Source organism: Streptomyces sp. NPDC006510 (assembly GCF_040611955.1).
GTDB lineage: Bacteria > Actinomycetota > Actinomycetes > Streptomycetales > Streptomycetaceae > Streptomyces.
Map to the genome: position 1 here is coordinate 1 of NZ_JBEXPH010000168.1, position 17,622 is coordinate 17,622.

Consider the following 17,622-nt stretch of genomic DNA (forward strand, 5'->3'; position numbering starts at 1 on the left):
GCCCCGGATCCCCGTACGCACGCTGGTTCGACATCGACTGGGCGGCAGGTGGCGGCAAGGTGCTGCTGCCGGTGCTCGGCGGACCGGTCGGCGACGAGATCGGCAGCCTCCGGGCGGACGGGGACGTGCTGCGCTACGGCGACCAGGAGTTCCCGCTGCGGACCGGCACCGCCGATCTGCCGCTGCCCGAACTTCTGGATGCCCAGCACTACCGGCTCGGCTGGTGGCGGCTGGCCCGTACCGAGCTGAACTACCGGCGGTTCTTCACGATCTCGGAGCTCATCGGGGTACGGGTGGAGGACCCCGAGGTGTTCGCCGCCACCCACGGCAAGATCCTCGAACTGATCCGGGACGGTGTCGTCGACGGGCTGCGCATCGACCACCCCGACGGGCTGGCCGAACCCGAGACCTATCTGGAGCGGCTCTCGACGGCGGCGGGCGGGCGGTGGACGGTGGTGGAGAAGATCCTCACCGGCGGCGAGCCGCTGCCCGCGGGCTGGGCCGTCGCGGGGACGACCGGGTACGACGCGCTGCACCGCGTCGACGGGCTGTTCGTCGACCCGATGGGCGCCGCGGAGCTGGTCGGCCGCTACCGGGAGTACGCGGGGCCCGCCGGTGACCGCGGCGGTTACTGGACGGCGACCGTCCGCCGTGCCGCGTACCGGGTGGTGACGCATGAACTGGCGGCCGAGACCGAGCTGCTGACCCGGCTCGCCGTACGGATCTGCGCGGCCGACCCGGCGCTGCGCGATCACGCCCCGTGGACGCTGCACGCGGCCGTGCGCGAACTGCTCGTGCGGATGCCCGTCTACCGCCCCTACGTGACGGCCGGCGGGCCCCGTACACGGACGGCCGAGGAGACGCTGCCGGACGGGGTCGTGCGGGACGCGAAGGCGACGTTCACCGTCGCGGAGGAGGCGTCGGCCGTCGATGTGGTCCGGGAGCTGGCGCTGGGGCGGCTGGGCGAGGGGCCCGAGCGGGCCGCGTTCTGTGCCCGGTTCGCCCAGACCGCTTCGGCGTTGCGCGCGAAGTCGGTCGAGGACACGGCGTTCTACCGGTATGTGCCGCTGGTCTCGGCGAACGAGGTGGGCGGCGATCCCGGGCAGCCCGCGGTGGCACCGGAGGAGTTCCACGCGTTCTGTGCCCGGCTGGCTCGCGACTGGCCGGCCACCGGCACGGCGCTGACCACCCATGACACCAAGCGGAGCGCCGATGTACGGGCCAGGGTCGCGGTGCTGACGGAGTGCCCGGAGTCGTGGTCCGGGCTGCTGACGGAGCTGGAGCGGGCGACCCCGGCCACCGCTCCGGACGCGCAGTTCGCCTGGCAGGCCTGGCAGACGGCCGTGGGCTGCGCGAAGCTGCCGGGCGGCGAGATGGCGGGCCGGCTGGAGCCGGCGCTGCTGAAGGCGGTGCGCGAGGCGGGGCTCTTCACCAGCTGGACCGAGCCCGATCCGGCGTACGAGCGGGCGGTGACGGACTTCGTCGCGGCCGGTCCGGCCGCGGGCAGCGGTCCGGTGCGCGAGATGCTGGAGCGGTTCGCGAGCATGCTCGACCCGTATGTGCGGGCCAATGTGCTGGGTGCGGCACTGGTGCATCTCACGATGCCGGGTGTGCCGGATCTGTACCAGGGCACGGAGCGGGAGTACGTGGCGCTGGTCGACCCGGACAACCGGCGGCCGTTCCGCGAACCGTCCGGGGGCGGGGACACCGACGAGAAGGGCGAGATCACGGCGGCCGCCCTGCGGCTGCGGCGCGAACGGCCGGAGGTGTTCGGCGAGTCCGGTACGTACGCCCCGCTGAGCGCGCACGGCCCGGCGGCCGCGCACTGTCTGGCGTTCTGCCGCTCGGGCGAGGTGGTCACCGCGGTGACCAGGCTGTCGTTGCGGCTGGCGGAGTCCGGCGGCTGGCACGGCACGGAGCTGGCGCTGCCGGACGACGGTCCGTGGACCGATCTGCTGACACCCGGCCGGAAGTTCACCGGGGGCTCGGTCGCGCTCGCCGAACTCTTCGACGGGCGGCCGGTGGCGCTGCTCAGCCGGGCCGGACGAGGAGGGTCCGCGGACCACGGGTGAGCAGCCCGGTGCCGGCCGGGCGGAATCCGTCCGCCCAGCGGAGCCGGGGCATCGCGTCGAGCAGCGCGCGCAGGCCCTGCCCGGCCTCCAGCCGGCCGAGCAGGACGGCCGGGCAGGCCGCCGGGCCGGTGAGGGACCGGCCCTGGTCGCGGCGGAAGGGGTCGAAGAGATCGGGGGCGGCGAACCGTTCCGGATCGCGGCCGGCCGAGCCGATCAGACAGGCGACGTCCGCTCCGGCGGGCAGGGTGCCGCCGCTGAGGGTGACCTCGGTGACGGTGCGGCGCAGCACCACCTGGACCGGCGGGTCGCGGCGCAGCGACTCCGTCCAGGCCCGGTCGGCCAGGGCGGGTTCGATGCGCAGCGCGGCGAGGAGGTCGGGGGCGTCCAGCACATTGGCGAGGAAGGAGGCGAGTGCGGTCTCGCGGAGGCCGGTGTGCCGGGTGCAGGGAGTGACGGCAGTGGTGCCTGTCGCGGTGCCGGGCAGCCGGGTGGCGTACGGTCCGGTGGCGTGCGGCCGGGCGCTCGTGCCATGGGCGGCTCCGACAGGCAGCCAGCGGCAGAACTCCTCGACCAGATCGGCCTGTTGGCGGCCCGCGATCCGGCGCGCCAGCACGTACGCGGTCCGCTCGATCCGCGCGGCCATGTGACGTGGCACCGATGCGAGGTCCGACATGTGATGTGGCACCGGATCGGGGCTTGGCGTGTGGCGTGGCACTGGATCAGGTTCCGGCATGTGACGTGGCACCGGCCCCGGCGCCGTCGGGTGCTGCTCGCGGGGTGCGCAGAGGGGGCTGCCGTGGCAGAGCCCGAGCGGTGCGGGGGCGCCGGGAGGCGTGGCGTCGTGCGGGAGGCCGGTGAACGCGGGGTCGGTGAGGGCCGTGGCCACGTCCGCGTACCGGCTGACCAGCCAGGCGCCCAGGGGCGCGTCGTAGCTGAGCGGGTACTCCTCGCGCAGGACGCGGTAGAGCCGGTACGGGTCGTGCGCCGCGCCGGGTGCGAGCACGCTGGGGCCGGTGCTCGGGCGGCGGCGCACCGGCCTGCCGGTTCGACGGCCGAGGTCCGGTGCGGGTATGCCGTCCGGGACGTCGGTCTGCATCCGTACCCCCGGGGCATCAGGGCGCCGGTGTACGGCGCGGTTCCCCACCAGGGGATCACCGGCCGGGGCGTCGCGCAGTCGGCGTACGGCCGTACGGGTGACGGCGATACGCCCGGCCGGGGGGCTCAGCCCGTCGGTGTCCGGGGCTGGGCAACCCGGTCTTCCCGAGCAGATCCGTGAACGCGGCGGCGGCCCCCAGGAGTTCCACGCGGGAGAAGACCGCCGGTGGGCGCCGTCACTGAGGTTCGACGGCGAGGACCGCGCAGTCCTCGCCGACCGCTCCCCGCACGACATGCGCCGGCCGGGCAAGCGGGTCGTGGGATGCCGAACCGGCCGATGCGGCCCGTCACGTCCACGGCCGGGCCTCCGGCCGGCTGTCAGGCAGGGGGCCCGGGGACGGGTGCGGAGAGCCGGAAGCTCATCCGTCCGAAGCTCACCTGGTCCCCGTCGCGGACCGGGACCGCGCCGGTGACCCGCTGGCCGTTGACGCAGGTGCCGTTGGTCGAGCCGAGGTCGCGCAGCAGCCAGCGGCCGCCCTGCGCGGTGAGCTCGGCGTGGAGCCGGGAGACGGTCTCGTGGTTGAGCCGCAGCCCGTTACCGGGATCGCGGCCTATCAGCAGGGGGTGCGGGCTCGGGGCGGGGAGCAGGAGCTTCGGGAGCCGTTCGGTCTGCCAGACCCGGCGCACCCGGCCGGGAAATCCGGACACCCCGCTCACGACCCGGAGTATCCGCCGTGACCAACGCCCCTCGCCCTCCAGGTCGGCGGTGAGGGCCTCCAGCTCCTCGGAGCGCCGGGCGGTGAGGGCCAGTTCCATGCGCCGCATGAAGGTGTCGTGGGACAGTCTGCCCTGTGCCGCGCCGTCTCTGAGTACGCCGAGCACACGGTCGCGCTGGGCGTCGGACAGCCGCACGGGATACGTGTGGGACTCGAAGGAGGACGTCACGCGGCCAATTGTCGGTCCGACCGCCCCGGAGTGTCCAGAACGGGCCGGTGTTCCGCCCCTCGGCCTGCGCGGACAGTGGCACGGGCACCCCCGCGAGCACCTGCCAGGACGGCCGCAGGAAAGGCTGCCGCGAATATCCCGCGCATCGCCGTGGCGACGTTGCTACTGTCTCCCGCCGCAGACCGCCCGGCGTCCGCCGGAAGGCATCAAGGCATTGCTGCACACTCAGAGGAGCTTGTGTGACCCGTGCACCACAGGAATTGACCATCCGTCCGCTCGCCGGTCCCGAGGAGCTCGGGCTCTTCCGCCGGCTGTCGTACACCCTCGATCACGAGTTCGCAGACGACCTGGAGAGCGGACGCCGCCGCCCCGGGTGGATGTGGGTGGCGCTGCGCGGCGAGCACGTGGTGGCGAGGATCGCGTGGTGGAGCCAGAACGGACGGACGCCGCTGTTGCTCGATGTCTTCGACCTGGACGACACCCTGCCCGAGCCCGAACGCGGCGAGGCGGGCCTGAAGCTGCTGGAGGCGGCGACGGCGGCGGTCGTGCCCGCCGGTGCCCCGCGGCCCGAGTACGGACGCTTCGTACCGTCCGACTGGCGCGAGGACCCGGCGGCCCGCGAGGTCGTCGAGGCCCGGATCCGGGTCATGGAACGCTCCGGTGCGCGGATGCTGGTCGAGCGGCTCCGGCTGGAGTGGCGGGCCGGTACGGCGGTCCCCTCCGACAGCGGCCGGCTCCGGTTCCGCCCGGTCGACGGCCGCGAGGATCTTCTCGCCCTGATGACACCGGTGATGGAGGGCACCCTCGACGCCCACGGGCAGGCCTGCATGGCGTCCGGGCTCAGCGCCCGCGAGGCCGCCGAGAAGCACTACGACGAGGAACTGGCGTTGTACCGGTCGCCGCGCGAGTGGTGGCGCATCGCCGAACTCCCGGACGGTGAACCGGTCGGGTTCGTGATCCCGGCACGCAACGAGTACAACCCGATCATCGCGTACATCGGTGTGCTGCCCGCCCGGCGCGGCCACGGCCACATCGACGACATCCTCGCCGAAGGCACCAGGTTGCTGGCAGTGCAGGACGGTGTGGAACGCATCCGGGCCAGCACCGACCTCGGCAACGTCCCGATGGCCAAGTCCTTCGCGCGGCTGGGGTACGTGAACTTCGAGCGCTCCTTCGACATGGTCTGGGACTGAATCGGTGGACGGCCCACCTGCCCGCCGGTTACGGTGACTGCTCCGCCCGAGAACCGAGGAAGGAGGCGAGAACAGTGCGTACACATACCACTTCATTCCCGCGCTCCCGTCTCGTTCGCCGGGCGGTTTCGGTCTGACCGGGAGCGCACCGCTTCTTCCGGAGGACTGTTCCATGACCGATCTGGTCATCCGCGCGCTCACCGAGAGCGACGCACACCTTTTCCACACCATGCCAGGGCGTGACCTCGTCGGCCGCGCCGCGTTCGGGCACCGGTACGTCACCGTGCACAACGGCGGCGACTACCGCCCCGAGTGGACCTGGATCGCCCTGCGCGACGATGTCGTGGTGGCCCGTGCCGCCTGGTGGGGCGGGCCCGACGACACCGAGCCGATGCTGCTCAACTGGTTCGACTTCGCCGACGGCGAGGAGGCGGCGGGCGTCGAACTGCTTTGCCGCGCACCGCTGTACGCCGAGTACGAGCTGATCCTGCCGGCCGACTGGCGGGATCGGCCGGACGTCAGGGCCGCCGCGGAGGGCCGGATCTCCGCCGCCCGCGCGGCCGGCATGAAGCCGCTGGTCGAGCGGTACCGCTACGAGTGGACACCGGAGTTCGGCCTGCCCGAGCGGCCGGGGCGGCTGGAGTTCCGGCCGGAGCCGGACGACGAGGTGATCCTCGACGTGCTGCGCCGGGTCCACTCCGTCACGCTGGACGCGCATGCCCGGCGGGCCATCGAGGGCCCCGGCGGTCTTGAGCAGGCGGCGCGGGAGGAGCTCGACTTCTTCCGCTGGTGCCCCTCGCCGCGCTCCTGGTGGCAGCTGGCGTACACCTCCGACGGCGAACTGGCCGGCATCCAGGTGCCCGCCCACAACCCGTCCGGCCCGTGCATCGGCTTCATCGGGGTCGTGCCCGAGCAGCGGGGTCACGGGTACGGGTACGACCTGCTCGTGGAGTGCACGCACTTCCTCGCGGCCGAGGGCGCCGAGTTCATCGCGGGCGCCACCGACCGGGGCAATGCGCCGATGGCGGCCGCGTTCGCGCGGGCCGGTCATCGCATCAACCAGGAACGCATCCATCTGGTGTGAGTTCGGGGGTGAGTTCCGCCAGCCAGTCCAGGCGGAGCTGCTGCTCGGCGGGGACCGTCGCGTCCTCGCCGCGCGGCCCCACGTCGAGCAGCAGATTGCCGCCCCCGGCCGCCGTCTCCCGGACCAGCGATTCCAGCGCCTCGCGGCCGAGGTACGCCTCGGGCGGGGAGTTGCGGTTGTAGCCGAAGCTGTGGTCGATGCCGCGGGTGATCTCGTACGGGCCGGGGCCGGTGTAGCGGGCGAATTCCGGGGGGCGGAAGTCGTAGTACGGGGGCCGGCGCGGGACGAAGCCCTCGCCCCGGGCGATGGCGCGGCGTTCCCAGCTGTCGTACAGGGCCTTGGCGCCGGGGAGCCGCAGCGCGCGCCACAACGGTGTGTACGGGAACAGCCGGTCGTTGACGACGCCGTGCGGGACGGTGAAGCGGTAGTACTCGATGAGCCGCTGGACATCGGTGCGTGAGCCGGGCCAGGCGATGTCGTTCCAGAGTATGTCGGGGCGGTACCGGCGGATCAGTTCGCGCACCTGGGCGCCCGCGTACGCGGGGTAGTTGCCGCGCGGGACGGCCGAGACGGTGTCCGCGCCGGTTCCGATGGGGCGGTCGTCGAAGGTCCAGTCGAGTCCGCCGGAGTAGTAGACGCCGAAGCGCAGCCCCTCGGCCCGTACGGCTTCGGCGAATTCACCGACGACGTCACGTGTGGTGTGCCAGCCCGCGCGGTGGGGGTTGGCGGCCTCGGAGGGCCAGAGACAGAAGCCGTCGTGGTGCTTGGTGACGAGGACGGCGTAGCGGGCGCCCGCGGCACGGAAGCCGCGGGCCCACGCGGTGGGGTCCCAGCCGGCCAGGGCGTCGTTGAAGTCGCCCCCGAACGCGGTGTACGGGCGGGTGCCGTAGGTCGCGCGGTGGTGGGCGGAGACGGGGCTGTCGGGGAACCGGAGCGCGTTCTCGTACCACTCGGCGTACGACGTCCAGCCGAGCGGCGAACGGCGGCCCGCCAGGGGGAGTTCGTCCGCGGGGACGTACGGCGGGGCCCAGCCCGGTACGGAGGCGGGCGTCCAGTGCACAAAGATCCCCAGTCCGGCCCGGGACCACCATGAAGCAACCATGTCGCGAAGTATGGATCACACCGGGGGCCGCTCGTCAGGTCAGCGGGCCGGACTGCCCGCCTTCTGCGCGCGGATCAGATCGCGGTACCAGGCGTAGGAGTCCTTGGGCGTCCGGCGCAGCGTCTCGTAGTCGATGTGGACCAGGCCGAACCGCTTGCTGGCGCCCTCGATCCATTCGACGTTGTCGGTGAGCGACCAGGTGAAGTAGCCGCGCACGTCGACACCCGCGTCGATGGCCGTGCGCAGTGCCCGCAGGTGCTCTTCGAGGTACGCGATCCGGCGGGTGTCCTCGGCGGGCTCGTCGACGGCGCAGCCGTTCTCGGTGATGTAGAGCGGCGGCAGCCGGTCGCCGAAGCGGCTCTGCAGCTGGACGAGTGTTTCGCGCAGGCCGTCCGGGACGACGGGCCAGCCGAAGTCGGTCTTCTCGTAGCCCTCTATCTCGCGGATGCCGAAGGGGAGTTCGGGGGGCATCCGGAAGCCGGAGAAGGTTTCCGGGGCGTCGGTCACGGGGGCGCCGACGAGGGTGGGGTTGTAGTAGTTGACCCCGTACCAGTCGAGCGGGGTGGAGATGGTCGACAGGTCGTCCTCGACCGGGCCCGGCATCAGCGCGGCGATGTTCTCGTCGGGGTAGCGGCCGGTGAGGACCGGGTCGGCGAACATCCAGTTGGTGATCGTGTCGTACAGCTCCGCGCCCAGGCGGTCCTCGTCCCGGTCGCCGGCGGTCCAGACGGGGGTGTGCGAGACGGCGATGCCGATGTTGTCGGCGCCCGCGCCGCGCAGTGCGCGCACAGCCAGGCCGTGGGCGAGGAGTTGGTGGTGGGCGGCGGGCAGGGCGTCGAAGAGGAGGGTGCGGCCCGGTGCGTGCTCGCCGAGGGCGTAGCCGAGCATCGTCACTTCGGCCGGTTCGTTGATGGTGATCCACATCGGTACGCGGTCGGCGAGGCGCTCGGCGACGATGCCCGCGTACTCGGCGAAGCGGTAGGCGGTGTCCCGGTTGAGCCAGCCGCCCTCCTCGTCCAGCGGCAGCGGGGTGTCCCAGTGGTAGAGGGTGGGTGCCGGTGTGATGCCGTGGGCGCAGAGTTCGTCGACGAGGCGGTCGTAGAAGTCGAGCCCCTGCGGGTTGAGCGGTCCGCTGCCGCCGGGCACCACGCGCGGCCAGCTGACGGAGAACCGGAAGGCGTCGGCGCCGAGGCCGGCCAGCAGGGCGACGTCCTCGCGGTAGTGCTGGTGGAAGCCGGTCCCGCGGGTGGTGTCGGTGCCGTCCTTGATCCGTCCGGGTTGCGCGGCGAAGGCGTCCCAGCCGGAGGGGCCCTTGCCGTCGGTGTCGGCTGCCCCCTCGGTCTGGAAGGCGGACGCGGAGGCTCCCCAGAGGAAACCGGGCGGAAAGGACGGCACATTCATCTCGGCCTCCACAGCCGTAAGAGGGAGTGCGTATTGAGCGGAACCTGACGGGGCAATGATCAGAACCAGACCTTAATCGCCAGTAACGGGCTCGATCCAGTGTTGTGGGCCGGTGATCGCGGCTGTCGCCGACGATGGGGCGAGAAGACGAGGAGCGTTGCATGCTGTTCGAGGTATGGGCACCGGATGCGGACGGGGTGGAGCTGCGGCTGGCGGGCGGGTCGCGGGCGATGGAGCGTGATCCCGTACGGTCCGGCTGGTGGACGGCCGAGGCGGAGGCCTCGGACGGGGACCGCTACGGCTTCGTGCTGGACGGGGTCGGGAGCGACGGGAGGGTGCTCCCCGATCCGCGTTCGCGCCGCCAGCCGGACGGGCCGGACGGCGCGAGCGCCGTCGTCGACCACTCGTTGTTCGAGTGGCGCGGCGGCTGGGCGGGCCGGGGGCTTCCGGGCGCCGTCCTGTACGAACTGCACATCGGTACGTACACCGACGAGGGCACCTTCGACGCCGCGGCCGCCCGGCTGGGCCACCTCGCCGAGCTCGGCGTCACCCATGTGTCGCTGATGCCGGTCTGCCCGTTCCCCGGCACCCACGGATGGGGGTACGAGGGAGTGTCGCTCTGGGCCGTGCACGAACCGTACGGCGGACCGGACGGGCTCAAGCGTTTTGTCGACACGGCGCACGGTCTCGGGCTCGCGGTCCTGCTGGACGTGGTCCACAACCACCTCGGCCCGTCCGGCAATCACCTTCCGGCCTTCGGCCCGTACTTCACCGAAACCCATCACACTCCGTGGGGTGCGGCGGTCAACCTGGACGCCCCCGGTTCGGACGAGGTGCGGGCGTTCCTGCTGGGCAGCGCCCTCGCCTGGCTGCGGGACTACCGGCTCGACGGGTTGCGGCTGGACGCGGTCCACGCCCTGGCCGACGGCCGGGCGCTGACCTTCCTGGAGGAACTGTCCACGGCGGCCGACGCGCTCGCGGCCGAACTGGGCCGTCCGCTCCCGCTGATCGCCGAGTCCGACCTCTGCGACCCGAGGACCACGACCCCGCGCGAATCGGGCGGCCTCGGCCTGCACGCCCAGTGGAACGACGACTTCCACCACGCCCTGCACACCGCGCTCACCGGTGAGTCCCAGGGCTACTACGCGGACTTCGCCGCGGCTCCGCTGGGCGCCGTCGCCAAGACCGTGACGAGCGCGTTCTTCCACAACGGCACGTACTCCAGCTTCCGGGGCCGTACCCACGGCCGCCCCGTCGACATCTCCCGCACGCCCGCCCACCGCTTCGTCGGCTACGCCCAGACCCACGACCAGATCGGCAACCGGGCCCTGGGCGACCGGCTCTCCGCCACGCTCTCCCCCGGCCTGCTGGCCTGCGCCGCGGCCCTCGTCCTGACCGGGCCGTTCACACCGATGCTGTTCATGGGCGAGGAGTGGGGCGCGCGCACCCCCTGGCAGTTCTTCACCGACCACACCGATCCCGAACTCGCCGAGGCGGTCCGCAGCGGCCGGCGCCGGGAGTTCGCCGCGCACGGCTGGGCGGCGGACGACATCCCGGACCCGCAGGACCCGGCCACCCGGAACCGTTCCTGTCTGGACTGGAGCGAACCGTCACAGGAGCCGCACGCCCGCCTGCACGCCTGGTACCGCGAGCTGATCGCACTGCGCCGCGCCCTGCCCGACCTCCGCGACCCGGACCTGGCGTCGGTGCGCACCGCCCACGACGAACAGGCACGCTGGCTGGCGTACCGCAGGGGCGATCTCCGGATCGCGGTCAACCTGGGCGAGAAGCCGGCCACGATCCCGCTGGGCGGCGGCCGGCGCCGGGGCGACGGAGACCGGGTGGTGGCCGCGTGGCAGCCGGTGGAGGCCCCGGGCGGCGACGGGCTGCTGCATCTGCCGCCGGAGTCGTGCGTGGTGCTGGTCGACGGCTGAGAGCCTGTCGGGTGACCTTTGATCGGATGGCGGACGCGGTCTGGTGCGTGCGATGCCAAGGCGGAGGAGGGAGTCGACGCGGAGCGTTGGCGACCGACGACAACGCGGGAAGTGTGCGTGCCAGGGCGTGGCCGCCCGGTCGGAGGTCACCCGACAGGCTCTGAGGGGCCGTACGGCAGCCGCCCCGCGTGCGGCTACTCGACGATCGCCAGCTCCCGCGCGGTGGTGTTGAGGCGTCGGCCGCCGTCCTCGGTCACGGTCACGATGTCCTCGATCCGTACCCCGAACCGGCCCGGCAGATAGATGCCCGGCTCCACGGAGAAGCACATCCCGGGTACCAGCGGCTGCTCCTCGCCCTCGATCATGTACGGCGGTTCGTGGGTGGTGACGCCGATGCCGTGGCCGGTGCGGTGGATGAAGCGTTCGCCGTAGCCGAACTCGGTGATGACCGCGCGGGCGGCCCGGTCGATCTCCTGGCAGGCGATGCCCGGCCGGACCGCGTTGCAGCCCGCCTCCTGTGCCTCCCGCACGATGTCGTGGACCCGCTGCTCCTCGGCGGTGGGTTCGCCGACGTGGACCGTACGGGAGGTGTCCGAGCCGTAGCCGTGCTTGAGGCCGCCGAAGTCGAGCACGACCATGTCGCCCCGCTCGATGGTGCGGTCACCGGCCTCGTGGTGCGGATTGGCGCCGTTGGGGCCGGAGCCGACGACCGTGAAGTCGACCTGCGAGTGCCCGAACCGCCTCAGCAGATCGGCCAGTTCGGCGGCGATGTCGGTCTCCTTTCGGCCGGAGAAGCGCACCTTGAGGATTTCGCCGTAGGTGGCGTCGGCGGCGGCTCCGGCGGCCGCGAGCCGTTCCAGCTCGTGGGCGTCCTTCACCGCGCGCAGCATCGGCAGGGCCTCGGTGAGGGAGACGTACGAGGTGCCCGGCAGCGTCCGCTGCAGCCCGAGCAGATGCATCGCCCAGGCGTTGTCGCTGATTCCGAACCGGCCCGCGCCGTCGAGCAGCGGGGCGGTGACGGCATAGGGGTCCTTGCCGTCGGTCCAGTCCCGGAGAGTGAGGGCCGGGGCGCCGACGGCCTTCTCGGCGTCCGGGGCCTCCAGCGTCGGGACGACGAGGACCGGGTCCTGGCCGGCGGTGAGGACGAGGACGGTGAGGCGTTCGGTGTTCACGGGCCGGTAGCCGGTGAGGTACACGAGATCGGGTCCGGGCGCGACCAGTACGCCCGCGAGCCCGGCCTCGGCGGCGGTGTCGGCCGCACGCGTCATGCGGGCCCGGTAGTCGTCGGCGGTGAACGGCACGGGCTGGTTCTGGCTGGACATGCGGGACCTCCTGGCGACGCGACACGGCACACAGCATCCTGCCCGTCCGTGCCGGTCGACGCGAGTGGGACTCAGGTTTCCGGATCAAGCCGTACGACGAGGTCGGCGCCCGGCCGGCCGCGCTCGACCAGGCGCGCGTTGGCCTCGTCGGACTCGGTCACCCAGCGCTCGGCGTACGGACGCGGCTTCCCGAACCGCACATGCCGCTCGACGAGCCGCCGCACCCGCAGCGCCGGGTCGGTCTCCAGGAACCACACCTCGTCGAGCAGACCGCGGACGGCGGCCCAGGGGCCCTCGTCGTGCAGCAGGTAGTTGCCCTCGGTGACGACCAGCGGGACGTCCGGGGATACGGGGACGGCCCCGGCGATCGGCTCCTCCAGGGCGCGGTCGAAGGCGGGGGCGTACACGGTGGTTCCCGCTTCCGGTGCGCGCAGGCGTCCGAGCAGGGCCGCGTACCCGGCGGCGTCGAAGGTGTCGGGGGCGCCCTTGCGCGCGGCGCGGCCGAGCCGTTGCAGTTCGGCTCCGGCGAGGTGGAAGCCGTCCATGGGGACGAGAACGGCGAGGCCGTCGAGCGCGTCGACCAGCCGGGCCGCCAGGGTGGACTTTCCGGCCCCCGGCGGCCCCGCGATGCCGAGGATGCGGCGGTGACCGGGGACGGCGAGGCGGCGGGCGCGGGACGTCGGGCCGGTGAGGTCGCTGGTGTCCATGCGAGGCATTGTCCCGTCACGTCGTGCCCGGTGAGGTGGCCGGGCGGGGCGGTCAGGGGTTCCCGGCCCCCGGGTCACTCCGGCTCTCCCCGGACCAGCCGGATCCGCTTCGCGAACTCGCGGAACCCGCCCGGGGAGCGGCGCATCACGTCCCGGTACTCGCATGCCTCGAAGTCCAGGGCGTCGAGGTCGACTTCGCCGGAACCGGGATCGACCGCGCGGGGGCACAGGAAGGTGAAGAGCCAGACGTGGGCGAACGCGTCGCGTTCCGGCAGCGCGTCCCAGTCGCTGCCGCACGCATCGGCCAGCGCGTTGACGCAGAAGGCCAGGGCGCGGTCCTCGTTGCCGTTCCAGTCCTCACTGAGCCAGCGCTGGAAGTTGTCCTTCGCTCTCCCGACATCCCGTGCGCTGTGCTCGCCCCGGAGGATCCTTCGCACGATCACGGCCTGCGGTTCGGGCATGCTCACCATGAAGCCCATGATTTCGGCGCCGGCCGCTCAGGACAAGAGTGCCTGCCGGCGCCGGGCCGTCCGCGCGCCGCCCCGTGTCAGCGTGTCCCCCTGCCCTCCAGATACGCCAGCACGGCCAGCACCCGTCGGTGCACGGTGCCGTCGTCGGGTTCCAGGCCGAGCTTGGCGAAGATCGAACCGATGTGCTTGCTCACCGCCCGTTCCGTCACGACCAGTTCGGCGGCGATGGTGCCGTTCGCCTTGCCCTGCGCCATCAGTTCCAGCACTTCGCGCTCGCGCGGGGTGAGGCTCCGCAGCGGCTCGGCCGACGACTTGCGGGTCAGCAGCTGGGTCACCACCTCGGGGTCGAGCGCCGTGCCGCCGCCCGCCACCCGGTCCAGTGCCTGGAGGAACTGGTCGACCCGGCCGATCCGGTCCTTGAGGAGGTAGCCGATGCCCTGCGCGCCCTGGGCGAGCAGCTCGGCGGCGTAAGTCTCCTCCACGTACTGCGAGAGCACCAGGATCGGCAGCTCGGGCAGCTCCGCACGGGCAGCGAGCGCGGCGCGCAGCCCCTCGTCGCGGAAGGTGGGCGGGAGCCGCACATCGAGCACGGCGGCGTCCGGACGGTGTTCCAGCAGGGCGGGCAGCACCTCGGGCCCGGTCGCCGCGTCGGCCACCACCTCGTGGCCCGAGCTGGTGAGCAGCAGGATCAGGCCCTCCCGCAACAGCGCGTTGTCCTCGGCGATCACGATCCGCACGGCAGCTCCACTTCGATGTCCGTCGGCCCCCCGATGGGGCTGCTGATGCGGGTGGTGCCGTCCAGGGCGGCGATCCGCCGCCTGATGCCCACCAGCCCGCTGCCGGCCCCACCCCGGTCCGTGACCGGCGCGGTCCGGGGGCGTGCGCGATCGCCGCCGGTGGAGCGCTTCTCCGAGGTGCCGTACTGTTCGCCCGCGCCGCCGCGTCCATTGTCGCTGATGGTCACCCGCAGGCTGCCGGGGGTACGGGCGATGCGCACGGTCGCGGCTGTCGCACCGCTGTGTTTGCTGATGTTGGTGAGCGCCTCGGCGATGACGAAGTAGGCGGCGGCCTCGATCGCGGCCGGAAGGCGCCGGCCGTCCTCGACACCGTCCAGTTCCGCCGTGACGGGCACGCCCGCGTCGGCCGCCAACGCCCTTACCGCACCGGCCAGTCCGCGGTCCGTCAGCACCGGCGGATGGATGCCGCGCACCACGTGGCGCAGTTCCGCGAGGGCCGCCTCCGCGCCGTCCTGCGCCTCGTTCAGCCGGATGCGCGCGGCGGCCGGGTCGCTGTCGAGGAGTTGTCCGGCGAGGCCGATGCGCAGGGACAGGGCGACGATCCTGGCCTGGGCGCCGTCGTGCAGATCGCGTTCGATGCGGCGCAGTTCGGCGCCGTGCGCCTCGACCGCACCGGCCCGGCTCACGGTCAGCTGGTCGATCCGTTCGGCGAGCGCGGCCGACGGCGACGAGGTGAGCAGGGACCGGGTCCATCCGGCCGACACGTCCGCGAGTACGCAGTGCCAGCGCAGCACCCACCCCTGCCGCTCGGGCAGCGGAGTGCCGTACTCGTCGGCGGCTCGCCGGTCCAGCAGGTGCACCACGGACAGCGCGGCCCCGTCCACGAGGAGCCCGACCGGCCACAGCACCATCGCGAGGTAGCCGAGGGCATTGCCCATCAGCGCCTGGAGGGGCAGCCAGAGCGCATCGCGCCAGACCGTCGGATCGGTGAGCACCCGCCGGACCCGCTCGGAGAGTTCGCCGCTGTCCAGCGACGGATACGACGTGGGCGTGAACGGAACACCCAGCCGCTCCGCCGCCCTGCGCCGCTCGGACTCCGCGAACCGGCGCAGCACCTTGGCGGCCTCCGGCAGCGCGGGCAGCCCGATGATCACGGCGGCGAACAGCAGGACCGCCACCACCAGGAACGCGCTCACATACGCGAGCAGTGCGACCGCGACCCCGATGAACAGGTAGCGCGACGCGTCCCACGAACGCCGGATGGCGACCGTCAGCGGGGCGGGAGTGGTGCTCATGACGCATCACATTACGGGGGTCCGCCCGCCGCTGGAGTGGAGCCCTCCCCCGGGCCGTGGTGGAGCCGGCTACACCCCGTTCCGGGACCGTGCACCCTCGCCCGGCCGGCCCTCGGTTCGTAGCGTTTACCCAGGTCAGAAAGCACACGGCGGGGCACAGAAGGAATGGTGGAGTCAACGGTGGACACGATCACAGCGGTGCGGGCGTCCGCGCTGAGTCTGGAGTCGGTGAGCCGGCGCCACGGCCGGCGCGGCCGGGAGACGACCGCGCTCGACGCGGTCAGCTGCGCGGTCCCGGCGGGGAGCTTCACCGCGGTGGTGGGTCCTTCGGGGTCGGGGAAGAGCACGTTCCTGCAGTGTGCGGCGGGTCTGGACCGTCCGACGGCAGGCACGGTACGGATCGGGGGCACCGATCTCGGTGCGCTCTCCGAGGCGGCGCTGACCCGGTTGCGCCGGGACCGGATCGGCTTCGTCTTCCAGTCCCACGCCCTCAATCTGGTGCCTTCGCTGAGCATCGAGGAGAACGTCGTGCTGCCGCTGGTGCTGGCGGGCGCCGACCCTGCGGACGAGCGGGTGCTGACCCGCGGGCGGGATCTGCTGGCCCGGGTCGGCCTGGCGGGCCGCGGCGCGCAGGGCCCCGCGACGCTCTCCGGCGGGGAACAGCAACGGGTCGCGGTGGCAAGGGCGTTGGTGACCGAACCCGAGGTGATCTTCGCGGACGAGCCGACGGCCTCCCTGGACCCGGAGTCGGCGGCGCTGGTGCTGGGGCTGCTGCGGGACGCGGTGCGGATCGACGGCCGTACGGTCGTCATGGTCACCCATGATCCGGTGGCGGCGAGCTGGGCGGACACCGTACTGACGATGGACGGCGGCCGGCTGCGATGAACCGGACCAGGAACAAGGAGGCGGCGCGGCCCCGGCCGGATGCGCGGTACGGCGTTCGGCGGGCGTCGGCGTTCCTCGCCCGGCGTTCACTGAAGGCCCATCGCCGGGCCTGGGGCGCGGTGTTCACGGCGACGACCGCGGCGGCCGCGCTGATCGGCGCCTTCGCCCTCGTCGTCGGTTCACTGCTGCTGGCCCGGCCGCCGGTGGAGCACTACGCGGGGGCCGACGCGGTGGTGGTGGCCGACCAGCGGGTGACATACACGGCGAAGCCGTGGGGCAGCGAGCCACAGACCGCGACGACCTATCTGCCGGAACGGGTCCGGCTCGACCGCGCCGTGGTGGCGAAGGCGGCTGCCGCGCACGGCGTCGCGAAGGCCGTCGCGGACGATTCGGTGCCGGTGACGATAGGCGGCCGGAGCACGGGTGGCAGCGGTTCCGGGGCAGGCGGGGCCGCTGCCGTCGGCCGCTCCTGGTCGGCCGCCGCGCTCACCCCGTACCGGCTGACGGACGGACACGCGCCGCGGACCGCCGGCGAGGTGGTCATCGACGGCGCGCTGGCGGCCGCCACCGGGAGCGGGACCGGTGACCGGGTCACCCTGCAGGCCGACGGTGCTCCCCGGCCGTACACCGTCAGCGGTGTCGCCGCCGGTCACCGGGGCGGTCCCCCCACCGTCCTCCTCACCGAGCAGCACCTCACCGCCCTGGCCGGACACCCCGGCACGGTCGACGCGATCGGCATCGTCGCCGAGCGGGACGTCTCCGCCGACACGCTGCGGGCGTCACTGGAGAAGGCGTTGCCCGACCGTGCCCGTGGCGACCGTGAGGTCCGGGTGCTCACCGGCCCGGAGCGCGGGCAGGCCGCCTACCCGGACGCGCTCGGCACCCGTGGCGAGCTGCTGCCGCTGCTCGCCTCCATCACGGGAACGGTCTTCATGGTGGCGCTCCTGGTGATCGCCACCACCATCTCCCAGGCGGTCCACCAGCGCTCCGGTGAACTGGCGCTGCTGCGTGCCGTCGGGGCGACGCCCCGGCAGCTCAGGTCGGCCGTCGGCCGTGAGGTGAGCCGGGTGGCCGGTGCCGCAGCGGTGCTGGGCGGGGTCGGTGCCATACCGCTGGGGCTGCTGATGCGGTCGCTCCTGACGACGGACCCGCTGCCGCTGCCGGTACCGGTGTGGCTGCCCCTCGCCGCGGTGGTCGCGGCCGGGGCGCTCGTCGCGCTCGCCGCCCGTCCGGTGTCGGTCCTCGCGGCCCGGACCATCACCGGGCTGCGGCCCGCCGCCGCGCTGGGCGCGGCCCGTGCGCCCGAGCCGGGCGAGCCGGGCCGGGTGCGTACGTTCGCCGGGGCGTTGAGGGCCCTCGGGGGGGTGTGCGCGGCCGGCG

At 73.1% G+C, this 17,622-nt stretch carries 15 protein-coding genes and 1 pseudogene; 6 read left to right on the forward strand and 10 right to left on the reverse strand.

Translation table 11 applies throughout. The features are described 5' to 3' along the window. Nucleotides 1-2,072, forward strand: a 2,072-nt coding sequence (gene treY, locus ABZY11_RS34205; RefSeq protein ID WP_356482893.1) for a malto-oligosyltrehalose synthase, incomplete at its 5' end; no start/stop codon positions are given. Here treY and ABZY11_RS34210 read toward each other — a convergent pair. The 3 genes and pseudogenes from ABZY11_RS34210 to ABZY11_RS34220 all read right to left on the reverse strand — a co-directional run bounded on the left by ABZY11_RS34210 (nucleotide 2,032) and on the right by ABZY11_RS34220 (nucleotide 4,112). Beyond that, a complete protein-coding gene (locus tag ABZY11_RS34210) occupies nucleotides 2,032-3,168 on the reverse strand; it encodes a cytochrome P450 (RefSeq protein WP_356482894.1) in 1,137 nt (378 codons plus the stop codon). The two genes, treY and ABZY11_RS34210, sit on opposite strands and share 41 nt — an antisense overlap. Nucleotides 3,169-3,334: 166 nt before the next feature. Continuing rightward, a pseudogene (locus ABZY11_RS34215) lies at nucleotides 3,335-3,469 on the reverse strand (LysR family transcriptional regulator); the annotation flags it as partial. Between the two features lie 76 nt (nucleotides 3,470-3,545). Further along, nucleotides 3,546-4,112, reverse strand: a complete 567-nt coding sequence (locus ABZY11_RS34220) for a DUF1707 and FHA domain-containing protein (protein ID WP_356482895.1) — start codon at nucleotides 4,110-4,112, stop codon at nucleotides 3,546-3,548. Between the two features lie 239 nt (nucleotides 4,113-4,351). On the opposite strand from ABZY11_RS34220, the gene ABZY11_RS34225 reads away from it, so the two are divergent. Continuing rightward, nucleotides 4,352-5,305, forward strand: coding sequence for a GNAT family N-acetyltransferase (locus ABZY11_RS34225; RefSeq protein WP_356482896.1), 954 nt, complete (start codon nucleotides 4,352-4,354; stop codon nucleotides 5,303-5,305). Nucleotides 5,306-5,477: 172 nt separating this feature from the next. Beyond that, a complete protein-coding gene (locus ABZY11_RS34230) occupies nucleotides 5,478-6,389 on the forward strand; it encodes a GNAT family N-acetyltransferase (RefSeq protein ID WP_356482897.1) in 912 nt (303 codons plus the stop codon). On the opposite strand, the gene ABZY11_RS34235 is transcribed toward ABZY11_RS34230, so the two are convergent. Together ABZY11_RS34235 and ABZY11_RS34240 are read right to left on the reverse strand one after the other, a co-directional pair. Further along, nucleotides 6,361-7,491 carry an alpha-L-fucosidase gene (locus ABZY11_RS34235; RefSeq protein ID WP_356482898.1) on the reverse strand — a complete coding sequence of 377 codons (1,131 nt, stop codon included), beginning with the start codon at nucleotides 7,489-7,491 and terminating at the stop codon, nucleotides 6,361-6,363. The two genes, ABZY11_RS34230 and ABZY11_RS34235, sit on opposite strands and share 29 nt — an antisense overlap. A 39-nt stretch (nucleotides 7,492-7,530) precedes the next feature. Further along, nucleotides 7,531-8,892, reverse strand: coding sequence for a GH1 family beta-glucosidase (locus ABZY11_RS34240; RefSeq protein WP_356482899.1), 1,362 nt, complete (start codon nucleotides 8,890-8,892; stop codon nucleotides 7,531-7,533). Nucleotides 8,893-9,053: 161 nt separating this feature from the next. On the opposite strand from ABZY11_RS34240, the gene treZ reads away from it, so the two are divergent. Then, nucleotides 9,054-10,826, forward strand: coding sequence for a malto-oligosyltrehalose trehalohydrolase (treZ, locus tag ABZY11_RS34245; RefSeq protein ID WP_356482900.1), 1,773 nt, complete (start codon nucleotides 9,054-9,056; stop codon nucleotides 10,824-10,826). Nucleotides 10,827-11,020: 194 nt separating this feature from the next. On the opposite strand, the gene ABZY11_RS34250 is transcribed toward treZ, so the two are convergent. The 5 genes from ABZY11_RS34250 to ABZY11_RS34270 all read right to left on the reverse strand — a co-directional run bounded on the left by ABZY11_RS34250 (nucleotide 11,021) and on the right by ABZY11_RS34270 (nucleotide 15,357). Next, nucleotides 11,021-12,148 (reverse strand): Xaa-Pro peptidase family protein, encoded by a 1,128-nt coding sequence (locus tag ABZY11_RS34250; RefSeq protein WP_356482901.1) that lies wholly within the window; start codon nucleotides 12,146-12,148, stop codon nucleotides 11,021-11,023. A gap of 71 nt (nucleotides 12,149-12,219) precedes the next feature. Continuing rightward, nucleotides 12,220-12,855: a nucleoside/nucleotide kinase family protein gene (locus tag ABZY11_RS34255; RefSeq protein ID WP_356482902.1), complete on the reverse strand. Its 636-nt coding sequence runs from the start codon at nucleotides 12,853-12,855 to the stop codon at nucleotides 12,220-12,222. Between the two features lie 74 nt (nucleotides 12,856-12,929). After that, nucleotides 12,930-13,325 carry a hypothetical protein gene (locus ABZY11_RS34260; RefSeq protein WP_356482903.1) on the reverse strand — a complete coding sequence of 132 codons (396 nt, stop codon included), beginning with the start codon at nucleotides 13,323-13,325 and terminating at the stop codon, nucleotides 12,930-12,932. A 77-nt stretch (nucleotides 13,326-13,402) separates the two neighbouring features. Beyond that, complete coding sequence (locus ABZY11_RS34265; protein ID WP_356482904.1) at nucleotides 13,403-14,062, reverse strand: response regulator transcription factor; 660 nt, start codon at nucleotides 14,060-14,062, stop codon at nucleotides 13,403-13,405. Beyond that, the gene (locus tag ABZY11_RS34270) at nucleotides 14,050-15,357 is read right to left on the reverse strand and encodes a sensor histidine kinase (protein ID WP_356482905.1); all 1,308 of its coding nucleotides are present in this window, start codon (nucleotides 15,355-15,357) and stop codon (nucleotides 14,050-14,052) included. The genes ABZY11_RS34265 and ABZY11_RS34270 overlap by 13 nt, the downstream gene beginning before the upstream one ends. A 165-nt stretch (nucleotides 15,358-15,522) precedes the next feature. Between ABZY11_RS34270 and ABZY11_RS34275 the strand changes: the two genes are divergently transcribed. Both ABZY11_RS34275 and ABZY11_RS34280 read left to right on the forward strand, forming a co-directional pair. Further along, a complete protein-coding gene (locus ABZY11_RS34275; protein ID WP_356482906.1) occupies nucleotides 15,523-16,242 on the forward strand; it encodes an ABC transporter ATP-binding protein in 720 nt (239 codons plus the stop codon). Further along, a partial coding sequence (locus ABZY11_RS34280; RefSeq protein ID WP_356482907.1) for an FtsX-like permease family protein occupies nucleotides 16,239-17,622 on the forward strand: 1,384 nt, incomplete at its 3' end. The genes ABZY11_RS34275 and ABZY11_RS34280, both read left to right, overlap by 4 nt.